This is a genomic window from Pseudarthrobacter cellobiosi (assembly GCF_023913755.1).
Classification (GTDB): Bacteria; Actinomycetota; Actinomycetes; order Actinomycetales; family Micrococcaceae; genus Arthrobacter; species Arthrobacter cellobiosi.
On the sequence record NZ_JAMXBJ010000044.1, the window covers coordinates 1 to 16,841 of the forward strand.

Genomic DNA, 16,841 nt, shown 5'->3' on the forward strand with positions numbered 1-16,841 from the left:
AGGGAGCCAACAATGCCTTCGTATCTGATGTCTTGCCGATGCTGAAGGACGTGGGGAAGGTGATGCCGGCTAAGCAGGGTTCCGGCTTGGTACGCGTGCTTATTCCATATGACTTTGGACCTGTTCGTCACGCTGCCTGCCGCTCTATCGATGCTGAATAGCTCCAGAATAGGCGCGCGAAATCGCTACGCACCGTTCAAGGAGTCTCTTCATCATCGCTGTGCCCTCGACCTCAGAGATTCTTCCCTTGGAGATGCTGTTGTAAACGCCATCCGAGTAGTGCGGGAACCCCGGGTTACGTTTGCTTTCCTCCTGAGCTGGCGCCAAAGGCACTCGCACTGAGGATGGGATTCTCTGCCACAAGCCGTGGCACAAAGTCGATGGGCCGTCGGCGGCACCCTAACGAACATGTGTGGGAGTGTCATCGGCGACACTGGAGCAGTCCTTGGGGGAGTACCCGTAGCTGGTCATCGAGCGGAATCTCAGACGGGTTCTCTAGCCCTGCGAGGAAGCTGTGCAGCGATAACGTCGGAGGCGACGAAGCGGCCATGCAGCGACCTGACGAGACACATTATGAAGGCGTGTGGAACAACCATGTGCACGGCGATAAAGTCTTGATATGCTCAAACTTGCTCTAGTCAGCACACCCACCCCTGTTGTGAACTATCTCTGGAGCCAACTGCAGCCTGGTCCTGGGTGCACTGCTGATCGCTGCACGCAGCCTCCGCCTGCACCGGCTCCCCGCGGCAGGACTGGCGCTGACCGGCCTGGCAATGTTTGTGGTGCTCGTGGGCCCGGACGCCAGCGTACTGCGCGCCGCGCTGATGGGGTCAATCGCCGTGGCATCGCTGGCAGGCGGCCGGACGGGCCGCGGACTCAGTTTCCTCTGCCTCGCCGTGATGGGCCTGCTCCTGATCGACCCCGGCCTCGGTACCAGCTTTGGGTTCCTCTTGTCAGTACTCGCAACCCTGGGCATCATCGTCCTGGGTCGACGGATGATTGACTGGACCCCGCCAGTTGTTCCACGCTGGGCAGCCGCGGCCTGGGCCGTCCCGCTGTCCGCGCAGTTGCTGTGCGGCCCGGTGATTGTGCTCCTGCAGCCCCAGTTTTCCACGTACTCGCTGCTTGCAAACCTAATGGCAGCCCCGCTGGTAGCACCGGTGACATTGCTGGGAACGGCAGCTGTCCCACTGGTGGTTGCCGCACCGTGGCTGGCCACCATCCTGATCGCCGTGGCAGGCACTTTCAGCGCCGGAGTGGCAGGAACCGCGCGGATCACGGCCGGATTGCCGGGGGCTGCGCTGCCCTGGCCCGAGGGCCCGTTCGGACTCCTGACCATGGTGCTGCTCTCCCTGCTGACCTTTGCCGGTGTGTGGCTTGCCGTCCGGCCGCGTCAGGTGTTCCCGTGGGTCCTGGCAGTGCACGCCCGGACGGAATCGGTGTTGGACCTCCTGGAACGGCACCTGGGGGCCCCGTTGTCCAGGCGCTGGCCGGACCGGCGCGGGCCAGGCCAGCGTGGCCCCGGCTTGGTGGCGGCGGCCCACCGTGGCAGGCTTAGACACTGCACCAGAATTTCCGGGAGGAATCCACAATGGCCGCAGCCCAGACCACACGAACCAGGACTCCGGCGTCCAACACGGCCACCTGGCGGGACGTGACGCCTGCCGAAATCGTCCTGGTGGGCGGACCGGAGGAATACCTCGGCATCCGTGCCATGGACCATATCCGCGCCCAGGTGCGCACGGCGTTCCCGGACGTGGAAGTCAGCCGCCTCACGGCCGGCACCTACGAAGCCGGGACCCTAGCCATGAACGTCAGCCCCTCACTCTTCGGTGAGCGCAAACTGATCGAAGTCGAAGGCGTTGAAGGCATGAACGATGCCTTCCTGGCCGACGCCCTGACCTACCTGGCCCGCCCGGAACCGGACGCGGTCCTCGTCCTGCGCCACGCCGGGGGAGTCCGCGGCAAGAAGCTCCTCGATGCCGTCAAAGCGGGCGGTTGGCCGGTAGTGGACTGCCAGCCACTCAAGAAAGATGCGGATAAGGCCACCTTCGTGGCAACTGAATTCAGGGCCGCAGGACGCAAGATCAGCTCGGACGCCGTACAGACGCTGGTCAATGCCGTCGGCGCCAACCTTTCGGAGCTCGCGGCGGCGTGCAGCCAACTGATCGCGGATGCCACGGGAGCAGTGACCCCGGAGATGGTGGACCGCTACTACGGCGGCCGGATCGAGGCCACGGCCTTCAAGGTCGCGGACGCAGCCATGGCCGGAAACGGGCCAGTAGCGCTCTCCACCCTTCGTCACGCGCTTGCCACTGGAGCCGATCCGGTTCCGCTGGTGGCGGCGCTGGCGGCCAAGCTGCGGACGGTGGCGAAAGTTGCCGGCGCCCAGGGGTCCCCGGCGCAGATCGCCCGGGAACTGGGCATGCAGCCCTGGCTTGTGGAGCAGGCCCAGCGCGATGTGCGCCGTTGGACCCCGGAGGGCCTGGTCCGCTCCATCCAGGCCACCGCCGAGGCCGACGCCCAGGTAAAGGGCCTTTCGCGCGATCCCGTCTATGCCGTTGAACATGCGGTGACCGTCATCGCAACCTCTGTGCGCGGGCACTGACTGACTTCAGCTGATCGCGGCTGCTGTTGGTGGCTCTGGGGCAGAGACGCTGACGGCTTAAAGATGTGTGGCCGGCACCCATCGGGTGCCGGCCACAATCATCAGTTCAGGTGAACTGGAAACCTTACAGCGCGTTGACCTTCTTGGAGATGGCCGACTTGCGGTTTGCTGCGTTGTTCTTGTGCAGAACACCCTTGCTGACAGCCTTGTCCAGCTTGCGGCCGGCAACAAGCAGGGCAGCGGCAGCTGCATCCTTGTCGGTGGACTCAACGGCGGTGTTGACGGCGCGGATGGCCGTCTTCAGCTCAGACTTGACTGCGTTGTTGCGCAGGCGGGCCTTCTCGTTGGTAAGGATGCGCTTCTTCTGGGACTTGATATTAGCCACGTGTGAACTCTCTTTTTAATGCGGAAATGGTCTAGAGGGCTTTCAGATTGGCCATTGACTGAGCGGCGTGGGGATACCTATGGCGGCCAACCATCAGTGGCCGTCGACCTGCACGGACACACAGCTATATAGAATAGCAGACCCCCCGGAAGCTGGCCATTTGGCGGGCTATTTCCAGCCGTGTCGCCGCCGGATACCTGCAGCCACCAGATCGAAGCGTTTCCGGTCCAGAACAGCACCTTCGCGCCGGATGGCGTCCGGGCTGACCTGAAGGATCCGCCCAAGGTTCGCCTCGCTGGGCCGCCGCTGGCGGTCCCAGCTGCCGGTCCCGATGTCCACGTACTCTCCGGTCCGGTTGCCGGCCTGGTCGTGGTCCTTGCTGGTGAGCATCACGCCCAGCAGGTACCGCCCGTTCTTTCCCACCAGCAGAACAGGACGGTCTTTACCCCGGCCGTGGTCCTCTTCATATGGAACCCACGCCCACACAATCTCGCCGGGGTCGGGACTGCCATCGGGCTGCGGGGCGTACCGGATGGTTGCTGTGCCGTTGAAGTCGCCAGGATAGGCGCCGGGCGTGGCCGGCTTGGAAGTCGGTGCGTGGCGGGCCGGCGTGGGCGTGGCCGGTCCGGCAGATCCGGTTGGACCTGAACGGAACTTCTGCAGGAACCTGACGGATATCCGGACGGCGTTGGCCAAGGAGCGGAGGTTGATAGGCATGGGGCAAGACTATCTCCGGGCCCTGGTACCGGTTTGACCTGAATGCAATACGATGCGCCCGGACGTGGGAGACTGGAAGTTCCAAATGTGCGGTACAGCCGCAGGGTGCCTTCGGTGCGTCCTGGCGGTGGCCGCGTGAATGCCAACAGTAAGGACCCTGCGTGTCTCCCATGGCCCGCACCGCCCCGGTGCCCGCCGCGACAGATCCGGCCATCATTCGGAATTTCTGCATCATCGCGCACATTGACCACGGCAAGTCCACCTTGGCCGACCGCATGCTGCAGTACACCGGGGTGGTTAAGTCCCGCGATATGAAGGCCCAGTACCTGGACCGCATGGACATTGAGCGCGAACGCGGCATCACGATTAAGTCCCAGGCGGTCCGTATGCCCTGGGAGCTCGACGGCACCAGCTACGCGCTGAACATGATCGACACGCCCGGCCACGTGGACTTCACCTACGAGGTGTCCCGTTCGCTGGCCGCCTGCGAAGGTGCAGTGCTGCTCGTTGACGCGGCGCAGGGCATCGAGGCCCAGACCCTCGCGAACCTGTACCTGGCGATGGAAAACAACCTCACCATCATCCCGGTGCTGAACAAGATCGACCTCCCGGCAGCCCAGCCTGAGAAGTACGCGGCCGAACTAGCCAGCCTGATCGGCGGCGACCCCGACGACGTGCTCCGCGTCTCCGGCAAGACCGGCATGGGCGTCGAGGTCCTGCTGGACAAAATCGTCCGTGACCTGCCGGCCCCCGTGGGTGACCCGAATGCCCCCGCGCGCGCCATGATCTTCGACTCGGTCTACGACACGTACCGCGGTGTGGTCACGTACGTCCGCGTCGTTGACGGCATGCTCCACCCCCGTGAACGCATCCAGATGATGTCCACCCGCGCCACCCACGAACTTCTCGAGATCGGGGTGAGTTCCCCGGAGCCCACCCCTTCCAAAGGCCTCGGCGTGGGCGAAGTGGGCTACCTCATCACCGGGGTGAAGGACGTCCGCCTGTCCAAGGTCGGCGACACCGTCACCAACCTTGCCAAGCCTGCCACTGCCTCCCTTCCCGGCTATGCCGATGCCAAGCCGATGGTGTTCTCCGGCCTGTATCCGCTGGACGGCACGGACTACCCGGTGCTCCGCGATGCGCTGGAGAAGCTGATGCTCAACGACGCCGCACTGGTGTACGAGCCTGAAACGTCGGCCGCGCTCGGCTTCGGCTTCCGCGTCGGCTTCCTCGGCCTGCTCCACCTGGAAATCACCAGGGAGCGGCTCGAACGCGAATACAATCTTGACCTGATCTCCACTGCCCCCAACGTGGAGTACGAGGTGACGCTGGAGGACAAGAAGGTGGTCCATGTGACCAACCCCAGCGAATACCCTTCCGGCAAGATCGCAGAGGTCCGCGAGCCGATGGTGGCTGCCACCATCCTGGCGCCGAATGAGTTTGTGGGCGCCATCATGGAACTCTGCCAGAGCCGCCGCGGTGTTATTGGCGGCATGGACTACCTGTCCGAGGACAGGGTCGAAATCCGGTACCGGTTGCCGCTCGCTGAGATCGTGTTCGATTTCTTTGACATCCTCAAATCCAAGACGCGGGGCTACGGCTCGCTGGACTGGAAGGCCGACGGCGAGCAGGTGGCCGACTTGGTCAAGGTGGACATCATGCTCCAGGGCGAACAGGTGGATGCCTTCTCCGCTATCACGCACCGCGAGAAGGCTTATGCCTACGGTGTGATGATGACCGGCAAACTGCGCGAGCTGATTCCCCGCCAGCAGTTCGAAGTGCCCATCCAGGCTGCCATCGGCTCCAGGATCATCGCCCGGGAAAGCATCCGGGCCATCCGCAAGGACGTTCTGGCCAAGTGCTACGGCGGCGACATTTCCCGTAAGCGCAAGCTGCTGGAGAAGCAGAAGGAAGGCAAAAAGCGTATGAAGATGGTGGGCCGCGTTGAGGTCCCCCAGGAAGCCTTCATCGCTGCGCTGACCACCGACGAGTCCAAGGACAAGGCCAAGAAGTAGTGATGACAGTGGCCGGCAACACCGGAGGTCCCTGCGGTGCCTAGCATTCTTCCGCTCGGCGACCCCGCGCCGTCGGACGGTCTGCTGCCCGCCCAGGCAGTGGACGGTGCGGCGGACCGGGCCTTCGGCCTGTACGTGCACATCCCGTTCTGCGCGGTGCGTTGCGGATACTGCGACTTCAACACGTACACGGCCACCGAGCTGGGCGGCGGAGCGTCGCAGGACGCCTACGCCACCACGGCCGTGTCCGAAGTGGATCTTGCGGCCACGGTCCTGCGGGACTCGGGTCTTCCGGACCGGCCCCTGAGCACAGTCTTTTTCGGCGGCGGCACCCCCACGCTGCTCCCTGCGGAAGACCTCGCCCGGATCCTGACGGCCGCCGTCGGACACTGGGGCCTGGAACCCGGCGCCGAAGTGACCACCGAAGCAAACCCGGACTCGGTCACCCCTGCATCCCTGCAGGTGCTGGCCGATGCTGGTTTCACCCGGGTTTCCTTTGGCATGCAGTCTGCCGTTCCCCATGTCCTGAAGGTCCTGGACCGCACGCACACGCCCAGCCGCGTGCCGCAGGTGGTGCAGTGGGCGCGCGATGCCGGACTGGCCGTGAGCCTGGACCTGATCTACGGGACGCCGGGGGAGTCCCTGGAGGACTGGCGGTTCTCACTGGAGACGGCATTGTCCTACAAGCCTGACCACATCAGTGCCTACGCGCTGATCGTTGAGGACGGCACCAAGCTGGCCGCCCAGATCCGCCGGGGTGAAGTCCCGGGAATCGACGACGACGACCACGCCGACAAGTACGAACTCGCCGACCAACTGATCGGCGCGGCGGGCCTCAGCTGGTATGAGGTCAGCAACTGGTCCCGGACGCCGGAGCAGGCATGCCGGCACAACCTTGCGTACTGGCGGGGGGACGACTGGTGGGGCATCGGACCAGGTGCGCATTCACACGTCGGCGGAGTGCGGTGGTGGAACGTCAAGCACCCCACGGCCTATGCCGGACGGCTCGCTCAGGGCCTGTCACCGGCCGCCGGTCGGGAAACCCTCGACGCCGGAACCCGCGACGTGGAGCGCGTGATGCTTGAGGCCCGGCTCGTGTCGGGGCTGGCAACGTCGACGCTGGGCGAACACGGCCGTCACGCCGTGGCCGGGCTCATTGCCGACGGCCTGGTGGAGCCGCCGGCTGCCTTCCACGGCAAGCTGGTGTTGACACTGAAGGGCCGCCTGCTGGCCGACGCTGTGGTCCGCAGGATCCTGCCGGACTGACTGGTGGGCCCACGCCCGCAGGGTTCCCTGGCCGGGCCTTGCGAGGTTAGGGTGCGGGTGGGGACTACTTGATCCAGCGCAGGTTGTACTGGTAGCGGTGCGGCTGGCCCTTATTGACGTGGATACCTGCGGCCACGGAGAAGCAGGTCAGGGCAATCCAGATCAGGGTGGCGATGACAGCGAAGATATTTCCCACCACCGGAATGAACACCAGGAGGTTGGCCACCAGCGCCGCAATGGTGGGCGGCAGGCTGAAGTTCAGCGCTTCCTTGGATTCCTGGGCGGTAAACGGCCCGCGCTCACGGAAAATCAGGTAGATCAGCAGTGACGGAACACAGCCGAGGATCCCCCCGAAGTGTGCCAGCGTGGCCCACTGGCGGTCTTCGCTGGCCGTCAGGGGCAGCGCATTTGCCGGAACGCCTTGGTACTCGGAACGGCCCTGGCCGCCGTGGTCGTCCCGGTGCTCGCGTGCGTTTTGTGCCACGGTTTTCTTCCTTCGAAAGTGCAATGGTGCTGGGTTGGAGAATGCCGGACTGAAGCAACTGCAGCCTCCGCAGTACCAAGAATACTGGTTCAGCCACCAAATGCCGCCGCCAGCAGCCGGATCCGGCGTTAAGGCACCGTCAGGAAGTCGATGACTTCCTCCACTCTCCCGAGCAGTGATGCTTCCAGGTCCGCGTAGCTTCGGACAGCGCCCAGCAGCTTTTGCCAGCCAAGTCCGACGTCTTCCTTGGTGGAGTGCGGCCAGCCGAACGCTGCCAGGATTCCGGTCTTCCAGTCCTGCCCGCGGGGCACCACTGGCCATTGTTCGATGCCCAGTACAGCGGGCCGGATCGCCTGCCACACGTCAACGTAAGGGTGCCCGACGATCAGGACATTCCCCGCCGCGCCGGGGGAGGCCATCACGGCAGCCGCGATGCGCCACTCCTTCGAGTCCGGCACCAGATGGTCCACCAGGACCCCCAGCCGCCGCCCCGGACCGGGACCAAATGCGGCTACCGCCCCCGCCAAATCATCAATGCCATGCAAAGGCTCGACGACGATGCCCTCTACGCGGAGATCGTCACCCCAGACTTTTTCCACGAGTTCGGCGTCGTGTTTTCCCTCCACCCAGATTCTGCTGGCTTTGGCCACCTGGGCACGCTGGCCGGCCACGCGGACTGAGCCCGACGCCGTCCGGCCGGCGACCACGGGGGCGGCCTGCCTGGGCGCCGGGGGAACGAGCCGGATGGGCTGCCCCTCCAGGAGGAACCCGAAGCCGAGCCGGAAGGACCGGGACTTGCCGCGTCGGTCTTCGAGGGCCACTACATGCATGCCACCGGACTTCTCCACCCGGGTCACCGCTCCCACCCAGCCTGACTGGGCATCTTCGAGAACCATGCCACGTTCCACGGGGACCTCAGGGAGTTCGCTTCTGACGGGCGCAGTGATCTCCTGTGGACCCCAGTTCTGGTACTGCATGGATTGATTCCACCTTGCCGCTAGATCCTGGCCCGGAATTTCGCCCGGAGCGGTACCAATGCTAACAACGGGGTGACTCATATTAGACTGTTAGCACTTAGGCATGTCGAGTGCTAACCCTGCAGTGACCACGGATGGAGGTGGAGTATGAGCGAGCCGCGCAAACTCGAAGTACTGCGCGCCATCGTGGAGGACTATGTGCACTCCCGCGAGCCAGTAGGTTCAAAAGCACTCGTGGAACGCCACCACCTCGGCGTGTCCAGTGCCACCATCCGCAACGACATGGCGGCCTTGGAAGACGACGGCCTGATCACGGCCCCGCACACCAGCGCCGGACGGATCCCCACAGACAAAGGCTATCGGCTGTTTGTGGACCAGATTTCAGCGGTAAAGCCGCTTTCCCAGGCGGAACGGCGCGCAATCCAGTCGCTGCTGGAGGGCGCAGACGATCTGGACGACGTCCTGGACAGGACCGTCAGGATGCTGTCGCAGCTGACCAACCAGGTCGCCGTGGTGCAGTATCCGCATCTGAGCCGCGCCACGATCCGCCACATCGAATTCGTCCTGCTCGCGCCCCGGCAAGTCCTGGTGGTCCTCATCGCCACCACCGGCAAGGTCGAACAGCGCGTGATCGACGTCGGCCAGGACCTCGGCGACGACGCCATCGCCGCGTTGCGGACACACTTCCTCGGATCACTCGCGGGCATCTCGCTGAGCCGGCTGACCCCCTCGCTTCCGGGAGTCGTTTCGTCCGTCAGCCCGGGCCAGCGCGCGGCGGCCCAGGCTTTGGCCCACGGGCTGGAAACGCTCGCCCACAACAGCCGCGAGGAGCGCATGGTCATGGCCGGAACGGCGAACCTCGCCCGCTCCAATGTGGATTTTCCGCTCAGTATCGGACCGGTCCTGGAAGCCCTCGAGGAGCAGGTTGTCCTGCTGCGCCTCCTGAGCGACATGGCGCAGGATCCGAGGGGCGTGGCAGTCAGCATCGGGCGTGAAAACCCGTACGACGGGCTCGCGGAAGCCTCCGTGGTGGCCACGGGCTACGGACCAGACAGCAATGCCAAGATCGGTGTGCTGGGCCCCACCCGGATGGACTATCCCACCACCATGGCCGCCGTCAGGGCAGTAGCCCGTTACCTTTCAAGAATTCTGGGTCCGTAACAGCACCGCGGTCCAGGCACAAAGAGCAGTGCCGGCAGCCCGGCTGCCGGCAGTACAACAAGGAAGAGATACGAACTTTGAGCAGCCACTACGACGTCCTCGGAGTCTCGCCGGAAGCCACCGGGGAAGAGATCAAGAAGGCCTACCGCAAGCTGGCCCGCACTCTTCACCCGGACGTAAACCCCGGGGACGATGCATCGGACCGCTTCAAGGCCGTGACCCATGCCTACGAGGTGCTTTCGGACCCTCAGAAGCGCCGGATCTATGACACCACCGGCAATGAGAACGGCACCGACAACGGGTTCGGCGGAGGCGGATACTCCGGCCAGGGCTTCGCGTTCCAGGACATCTTCGACACGTTCTTCGGGGCCGGCGGCACCTCCGGCCCCGCGTCCCGGGTCCGCCGCGGCCAGGACGCGCTGATCAGTGTACGGATCGAACTCCGCGATGCCGTGTTCGGCGTCAACCGGAAACTCGAAGTGGACACAGCCGTCACCTGCCCCACCTGCAACGGGTCATGCTGCCGCGAAGGCAGCAACCCTGTCCGCTGCGATATCTGCGGCGGCAGCGGCCAGGTCCAGCGCGCGGTGCGCTCCATCCTGGGCCAGGTCATGACGGCGGCCCCGTGTGGCAGTTGCGAAGGCTTCGGGACGGTCATCAAGGACCCCTGCAACGAATGCAGCGGCCAAGGCCGCATCCGCAGCCGGCGGTCGCTCACCATCAAGGTGCCGGCCGGTGTTGCCACAGGCACCCGGATCCAGCTCTCCGGGCAGGGCGAAGCAGGCCCGGCCGGAGGACCGTCCGGGGACCTGTACGTGGAACTCCGGGTCAACAACGACGCCACATACGCGCGCGACGGTGACGACCTGCACGCAACGCTGCACATCCCCATGACAGCTGCCGCCCTGGGTACCGAGCTGTCACTGGAAACCTTTGACGGGCTGCAGGAGATCGACGTCAAGTCAGGGACGCAGTCCGGGGAGATCATCACGCTCCGTGGACTCGGCGTGACGCACCTGCGCGGTTACGGCCGCGGTGACCTGATGGTCCATCTGCAGGTGGAGACTCCGGCCAAGCTGGATGCCGCGCAGGAGGATCTCCTGCGGCAGTTGGCGAAGCTGCGGGGCGAGCAGTTCACGGAAGGCAAACTGGCTGCCAGCGGCGGCGTCTTTGCCAAGCTGCGGGACCGGTTCGGTAACCTGTAACGGTGAGCAATCCCGTTTTCTTCAGCGGTGCCGGGTCGCTGGACGAGCTGGTGCCCGGTGCCCGATTTGTCCTTCAAGGGCCGGAGGCACGCCACGCCGTGACCGTAAAACGGCTATCTCCCGGAGAAGCAGTGGACATTGCCGACGGCGCCGGAAAGCGGCTGACAGGAACTGTTGTCTCGGCGTCGCCCGCGGAGCTCACCGTGGAATGCGACGCCCTCGTGGTGGAGGACCGGCCCGACATCCGGCTGGTGCTGGTGCAGGCCCTGGCCAAGGGGGACCGCGATGAACTGGCCGTGGAAACGGCAACCGAACTCGGGATCGATGCCGTAGTTCCCTGGCAGTCCGAGCGATCAATTGTCCGCTGGAAGGGTGAGCGCGCGGCCAAGGCCCACGCAAAATGGCAGTCCGTGGTCACTGCCGCCGCCAAGCAGGCACGCCGCGCCTGGATCCCCGAGGTGCGCGCCGCCGTCGAAACGCCAGGCCTTACGGCGGCCGTGGCGGCAGCGGATCTGGCCGTAATCCTGCACGAAGACGCGGTCCGACCGCTCCGGTCTGTCCTGGAATCATGGCAGGGCACCCAGGCTGACGCCGGACCCCTGGAAATTCTGCTCATCGTTGGCCCGGAAGGCGGAATCAGTCCTCGCGAAGTCACCCGGCTTTGCGACGCCGGTGCCGTGACGGCGCTCCTGGGACACCACGTCCTGAGGTCATCCACGGCCGGACCGGCAGCGGTTGTTCTGGCGAGCGATGTACTGGGACGCTGGACAGCCCCGGTATCCTGAGGCCGCCTGCTACCGGACGTTGAAGTTCCGCGTATCCACATTCAGCTCCTGGCTGGTGCCGGCCGCATCCACCTGCGAAACGCGGAGCTCGTAACTCCCGGCGGACAGGCTAAGGGCAAGCGTAAACACTCCGGACTGGGCCGCTTCGGCAGCTGCAGTGGTCTCCCCGGTGAGGTAGGGCGTCTTGTTCCCGTTCGCTTCGGCCTGCAGGATCTGCCAGCGGAGCTTACCGCCCGGAACGGTGCTGCGGCCGGTGATCTTGACGCTTCCGCCGGCCAGGTCCGTCCCTTCCTGCGGATCGATGATCCACACGGGCGCCACCATTCCGGCAGCTCGGGACATGGGGTCGCCAAGCTGGACGTGGTCGAAGGCAACGTAGTCGGTGTGGCTATCCACCAGGATCCTGACCTGGATCTGCTGGCCGGAATCGATCAGGCCGGAGCTCGCAGCCGCTGCCGTAGCGGTAAAGACCAACTGCTGAATGGCGCGGCCAGCCATGTCGGCGTCGAGATTGCTGTTAAATGCATCCTCCGAGATGTCGACGGTAATGACGTTCTTGCCGGAAATGGACGAGGCGAGTTTCTCGGGATTCTGCCAGGGCGTGAAGAAATCCGGGTCCAGCGGCTTCTCGGACATCATGGCCCGCAGGGCGCGGGTCACTGGATTCTCCTGCTCCGGCACGTCCCGGAACTCCCGGTACAGGAACGCGTTGCTGTTGCTTCGGCCAATCCAATAGACCGGTGCCTTATTCGAAGACTGTGTAGTTTCCAGGGGCGCGCTGGTGGAAGGTGCCCCGGGGGAGCTGGTGGCGGCAGCGCTGGAGTTTGCCGTCAGGTTGGGCTCAGGGCTGGGGTCCGCGATACAACCGGTGAGAAGGAGGAATGCTGGCAGTAGGCCCAGGAGACGTTGCGGACGGAAACGTGGCGCGGCGCGCCTGACACTGAGGGTGGTCGCTGTTTCCGGCACTCTCGTGGCCTGTCCTTTCCTGCTGTGAAATGGCGAGGCCTGGGCCCCGTGAGCCGGTCCCCGGACGGCTGTGATTTCCAGCATCGCATAGCCAGCTCCGCCAAAAGGACCGAATCCGGGCTGCCGGCCCAACTGCAACGGGAACGATATGAGCCCGATATGAAGTTGATACCTAATGACGCCAACCGTCCCGCAGCAAGCCGGTGACGGGCACCCTCGCCGGAGACCGCCGGACGCTGCCGGGAGGTGCCTCCTGGCGTAAGATGGAAGGACTCCGCTGGCTCCTGCGTGCCCGGCAACAGCCCCCACGCAGTAGCCGGCGCACTTAAATTTCGAACTGGAGGAGACCACGGGCCTGCGGGCCAGCACCATGACTGAATCAGCGAACGGAAAGCGCCGGCTCAATACTGACCGCGCCGCCGGAGAATTCCCCCATTCACTTCCCGGTGTCCGGACGGAGGTGGTTCTCTTTGACAACTCCGATCAGATGGTCCAATCGCTCGGCAGCCATGACGAGGCCCTGCGATACATCGAAGAGCAGTTCCCGTCCGTTAACTTCCACGTCCGCGGAAACGAACTGTCCATCAGCGGCCCTGCCAACGAAGTTCCCCGCATCATGCGGCTGCTGCATGAAGTGCGCGGCCTCGTGGCCCGCGGCACAGTCATCAGCCCTGCGGTGTTGCACCAGCTCGTCGCGTTGCTCCGCAGCCAGTCATTGCAGAACCCTGTGGACGTCCTCACCCATGACATCCTCTCCAGCCGGGGGAAGACCATCCGGCCCAAGACCCTGAACCAGAAGAACTACGTGGACGCGATTGATGCGAACACGGTGATCTTCGGGATTGGCCCTGCAGGCACGGGTAAGACGTACCTCGCGATGGCCAAGGCCGTCCAGGCGCTGCAGCAGAAAGAAGTCAGCCGCATTATCCTGACCCGGCCCGCAGTCGAGGCCGGCGAACGTCTGGGGTTCCTGCCGGGCACCCTGAGCGACAAGATCGATCCCTACCTGCGACCGCTGTACGACGCGCTGCACGACATGATGGACCCCGAGTCAATCCCGCGCCTGATGGCCGCCGGGACCATCGAAGTGGCGCCGCTGGCTTACATGCGTGGCCGCACGCTCAACGACGCGTTCATCATCCTGGACGAAGCGCAGAACACCACACCCGAACAGATGAAGATGTTCCTCACGCGTTTGGGCTTTGGGTCAAAAATGGTGGTCACCGGAGACGTCACCCAGGTGGACCTGCCCTTCGGCACCCGCTCGGGGCTGCGGATCGTGGAGGAGATCCTACAGGGAATCGAGGACGTGAACTTCACCATCCTGGACTCCACAGACGTAGTCCGCCACCGGCTTGTGGGCGACATCGTGCGTGCCTACAGTCTCTGGGACGATGTCCAGCGGAACAAAGTAAAACACTCGGTAAGCCGGGAAAAGCGGGGGGAAAACGCGTGAGCATTGAGGTAAACAACGAATCCGGCATCCAGGTTGAAGAAGCGGAGCTCGTGGCGCTGTCCCGGTATGTTTTCGAGCAGCTTTACATCCACCCGCAGGCTGAACTCTCCATTCTCCTGGTGGATGAACCTGCCATGGAAAAGCTCCACATCGAGCTTATGGACGAGCCCGGATCCACCGACGTGCTCTCGGTCCCCATGGACGAACTGACCCCCGGCACGCCGGACCGGCCCACTCCCCAAGGGATGCTGGGTGACATCGCCGTCTGCCCCCAGGTGGCGCAGGTGCAGGCCGTCAACGCCGGGCACTCCCTGCAGGATGAGATGCTGCTGCTGACCACACATGGGATCCTCCACCTGCTCGGCTATGACCACGCAGAGCCCGAGGAAAAGGAAGAAATGTTCGGCCTCCAGCGCCAGCTGCTTTCCGGCTTCACCGGCAAAGAAGCACCTGCCGAGACCACGCAGTGACGCCCCTGCTCCTTGTCGGCATGGCCCTGGCGTTCCTCGGTACCGCAGCACTCTTGACCGCAGCCGAGGCCGCGTTCACGTTCCTTTCCCGGCATGACGCCGAAGACGCCCTGCTGAAAAGCCGCGGAAACGCCATGAAGCGCATCCTGGCCCACCCGGTGGCACACATCCGGGCCTTGCGGTTCTGGCGGGTCTGGTTCGAGATGGCTTCAGCCGTAGCGGTGGCCGTCCTGCTCCACAGCCTGCTGGACAACGTCTGGCTGGCCGGGCTGGCCGCCACCGGGATTATGGCCCTGCTCGGCTTCGTCATCGTCGGCGTTTCCCCGCGGCAGCTCGGCAGGCTGCATTCGGCCGCAGTCGTCCGCTCCACAGCACCGCTGATCAGGTACCTGACGTGGGTCCTCGGACCCATCCCGGGGTGGCTCGTGGCGCTGGGCAGTGCCGCCGCTCCCGGCGCTCCGGCGGGTGATGACGCGTTCTTCAGCGAACAGGAATTCCGCGAACTTGTGGACCGCGCATCCGAATCGGACATGATCGAAGACACCGAAGCTGAAATGATCCAATCAGTCTTTGACTTCGGCGACACCCTGGTGCGCGCCGTGATGGTGCCCCGGACGGATATCCTCAGCATCGACGCCGGCTCCAGCCTCAGGCGGGCCATGTCAATGTTCCTGCGGTCGGGCTATTCGCGGATCCCCGTGATCCGCGACAACACGGACCAGATCCTCGGAATCGTCTACCTCAAGGACGTTGCGGCGACGCTCCATGAGCTCGGGCCCGACGACGAACAGCCCCCGGTCGAAGCTCTGGCCCGCGAGGTCCGGTACGTCCCGGAGTCCAAGCCGGTGAGCGATCTGCTGCGGGAACTGCAGAAGGAGTCAACACACGTTGCCATCGTGATCGACGAATACGGCGGCACGGCCGGCCTTGTCACCCTCGAGGACCTCATCGAGGAAATTGTCGGCGAAATCGTGGACGAGTATGACACCGAAAGCGCCGAGGCCGTGGCCCTGGGCGGCGGTTCCTACCGGGTGAGCGCCCGGATGAGCATCGACGACCTCGGCGAACTGTTCGACATAGAGCTCGACGATGACGAGGTTGACACTGTGGGCGGGCTGCTGGCCAAGGCCCTGGGCCGCGTTCCCATTGTGGGCAGCCGCGTGGTGGTGGGCGGCATCTCGCTGCTCGCCGAACGGCTCGAGGGCCGCCGCAACCGCGTCAGCCACATCATTGCCTCAGCAGTACCAAAAGCAGACACTGACCTTGAAGACCTCCTCGACGAGGCGAAAGCAACCCAGCAGGGAGTTCCACGTGAGCAAGAAAAGTAATCGTCCGGCCAACCCGGATTCGGCCGCAGAAGACTTCGGCGGCTACAGGGCAGGCTTTGCGGTCCTCGTGGGGCGGCCTAACGCAGGAAAATCAACCCTGACGAACGCACTGGTGGGCCAGAAGGTGGCGATCACCTCCGCAAAGCCGCAGACCACGCGCCACACCATCCGGGGGATCGTGCACCGCGATGACGCCCAGCTGATCCTGGTGGATACCCCGGGCCTGCACCGCCCCCGCACGCTGCTGGGAAAGCGGCTGAACGAACTCGTCGCCGACACCCTCGCCGAGGTCGACGCGATCGGCTTCTGCCTGCCCGCCAACGAGAAAATCGGCCCGGGCGACAAGTACATCGCCGCCCAGCTCGCCGCCATCGGCAACAAGCCGGTCATCGCGATCGTCACCAAGGCGGACACAGTGGACCGGCAGGCGCTCACCGAGCAGTTGCTCGCCGTCGCAGCACTGGGCCGGGATGTCATCGGCGAGGACGGCTGGAAGGACATCGTCCCGGTCTCCGCCACCGACGGCTTCCAGGTGGACACCCTCGCAGACGTCCTGATCAGCCACATGCCGGCGTCGCCGCCCCTTTATCCGGACGGTCACCTGACGGACGAGCCCGAAGCCGTGATGATCGCCGAGCTCATCCGGGAAGCTGCCCTCGAAGGCGTCCGCGACGAACTGCCCCACTCCCTGGCCGTCGTCGTCGATGAGATTGTTCCGCGTGAGGGCCGGCCCGAAGACAGGCCCTTCCTCGACGTCCGGGTTAATCTCTATGTGGAACGTTCGTCCCAGAAGGCCATCATCATCGGCAAGGGCGGTGCACGGCTCCGGGAAGTCGGCACCAACGCACGCAAGGGGATCGAGGCGCTGCTCGGTGCCCGCATCTACCTTGACCTGCATGTGAAGGTGGCCAAGGACTGGCAGCGCGACCCGAAGCAGCTGGTCAAGCTCGGCTTCTGACGCTGCCCCTTTCGCTTTACCCGGCCGGTCGTCGGGAAGTTCCCAGACTGGGCAACTAAA

The 16,841-nt window shown here is 64.7% G+C and carries 16 protein-coding genes; 11 read left to right on the forward strand and 5 right to left on the reverse strand.

Translation table 11 applies throughout. From position 1 onward, the window contains the following. Positions 1-707: 707 nt before the first annotated feature. Entirely contained in the window at positions 708-1,658 is a 951-nt protein-coding gene (locus tag NG696_RS10455; RefSeq protein ID WP_252575412.1) for a ComEC/Rec2 family competence protein, read from the forward strand. After that, a complete protein-coding gene (gene holA / locus NG696_RS10460) occupies positions 1,592-2,608 on the forward strand; it encodes a DNA polymerase III subunit delta (protein WP_252565475.1) in 1,017 nt (338 codons plus the stop codon). Before NG696_RS10455 ends, holA begins: the two co-directional genes overlap by 67 nt. Before the next feature lie 124 nt (positions 2,609-2,732). On the opposite strand, the gene rpsT is transcribed toward holA, so the two are convergent. Both rpsT and NG696_RS10470 read right to left on the reverse strand, forming a co-directional pair. Continuing rightward, entirely contained in the window at positions 2,733-2,993 is a 261-nt protein-coding gene (rpsT, locus tag NG696_RS10465) for a 30S ribosomal protein S20 (protein ID WP_056340153.1), read from the reverse strand. 168 nt (positions 2,994-3,161) lie between these two features. Beyond that, positions 3,162-3,710, reverse strand: coding sequence for a type II toxin-antitoxin system PemK/MazF family toxin (locus NG696_RS10470; RefSeq protein WP_252575352.1), 549 nt, complete (start codon positions 3,708-3,710; stop codon positions 3,162-3,164). Positions 3,711-3,871: 161 nt separating this feature from the next. Between NG696_RS10470 and lepA the strand changes: the two genes are divergently transcribed. Further along, complete coding sequence (gene lepA, locus NG696_RS10475) at positions 3,872-5,725, forward strand: translation elongation factor 4 (RefSeq protein ID WP_252565471.1); 1,854 nt, start codon at positions 3,872-3,874, stop codon at positions 5,723-5,725. A gap of 36 nt (positions 5,726-5,761) precedes the next feature. Continuing rightward, complete coding sequence (hemW, locus tag NG696_RS10480) at positions 5,762-6,991, forward strand: radical SAM family heme chaperone HemW (protein ID WP_252565469.1); 1,230 nt, start codon at positions 5,762-5,764, stop codon at positions 6,989-6,991. Between the two features lie 64 nt (positions 6,992-7,055). On the opposite strand, the gene NG696_RS10485 is transcribed toward hemW, so the two are convergent. Next, positions 7,056-7,475 (reverse strand): DUF4870 domain-containing protein, encoded by a 420-nt coding sequence (locus NG696_RS10485; protein ID WP_252575353.1) that lies wholly within the window; start codon positions 7,473-7,475, stop codon positions 7,056-7,058. 128 nt (positions 7,476-7,603) lie between these two features. Next, entirely contained in the window at positions 7,604-8,452 is an 849-nt protein-coding gene (locus NG696_RS10490; protein ID WP_252575354.1) for a DUF3097 domain-containing protein, read from the reverse strand. A 147-nt stretch (positions 8,453-8,599) separates the two neighbouring features. Between NG696_RS10490 and hrcA the strand changes: the two genes are divergently transcribed. The 3 genes from hrcA to NG696_RS10505 all read left to right on the forward strand — a co-directional run bounded on the left by hrcA (position 8,600) and on the right by NG696_RS10505 (position 11,603). After that, positions 8,600-9,613: a heat-inducible transcriptional repressor HrcA gene (gene hrcA, locus NG696_RS10495; RefSeq protein ID WP_252575355.1), complete on the forward strand. Its 1,014-nt coding sequence runs from the start codon at positions 8,600-8,602 to the stop codon at positions 9,611-9,613. 77 nt (positions 9,614-9,690) lie between these two features. Beyond that, entirely contained in the window at positions 9,691-10,818 is a 1,128-nt protein-coding gene (gene dnaJ, locus NG696_RS10500) for a molecular chaperone DnaJ (protein ID WP_252565462.1), read from the forward strand. Positions 10,819-10,820: 2 nt separating this feature from the next. Next, the gene (locus NG696_RS10505; protein ID WP_252575356.1) at positions 10,821-11,603 is read left to right on the forward strand and encodes a 16S rRNA (uracil(1498)-N(3))-methyltransferase; all 783 of its coding nucleotides are present in this window, start codon (positions 10,821-10,823) and stop codon (positions 11,601-11,603) included. A 9-nt stretch (positions 11,604-11,612) separates the two neighbouring features. On the opposite strand, the gene NG696_RS10510 is transcribed toward NG696_RS10505, so the two are convergent. Continuing rightward, positions 11,613-12,503 carry a GerMN domain-containing protein gene (locus NG696_RS10510; protein WP_252565580.1) on the reverse strand — a complete coding sequence of 297 codons (891 nt, stop codon included), beginning with the start codon at positions 12,501-12,503 and terminating at the stop codon, positions 11,613-11,615. A 436-nt stretch (positions 12,504-12,939) separates the two neighbouring features. On the opposite strand from NG696_RS10510, the gene NG696_RS10515 reads away from it, so the two are divergent. From NG696_RS10515 to era, 4 genes are read left to right on the forward strand one after another with little or no spacing between them, the layout of a single operon-like run. After that, the gene (locus tag NG696_RS10515) at positions 12,940-14,025 is read left to right on the forward strand and encodes a PhoH family protein (RefSeq protein WP_252565458.1); all 1,086 of its coding nucleotides are present in this window, start codon (positions 12,940-12,942) and stop codon (positions 14,023-14,025) included. Next, positions 14,022-14,495 (forward strand): rRNA maturation RNase YbeY, encoded by a 474-nt coding sequence (gene ybeY / locus NG696_RS10520; RefSeq protein ID WP_252565456.1) that lies wholly within the window; start codon positions 14,022-14,024, stop codon positions 14,493-14,495. The genes NG696_RS10515 and ybeY overlap by 4 nt, the downstream gene beginning before the upstream one ends. After that, positions 14,492-15,823, forward strand: coding sequence for a hemolysin family protein (locus NG696_RS10525; protein WP_252575357.1), 1,332 nt, complete (start codon positions 14,492-14,494; stop codon positions 15,821-15,823). The genes ybeY and NG696_RS10525 overlap by 4 nt, the downstream gene beginning before the upstream one ends. Next, positions 15,807-16,781: a GTPase Era gene (era, locus tag NG696_RS10530; protein ID WP_252575358.1), complete on the forward strand. Its 975-nt coding sequence runs from the start codon at positions 15,807-15,809 to the stop codon at positions 16,779-16,781. Before NG696_RS10525 ends, era begins: the two co-directional genes overlap by 17 nt. Positions 16,782-16,841 lie beyond the last annotated feature (60 nt).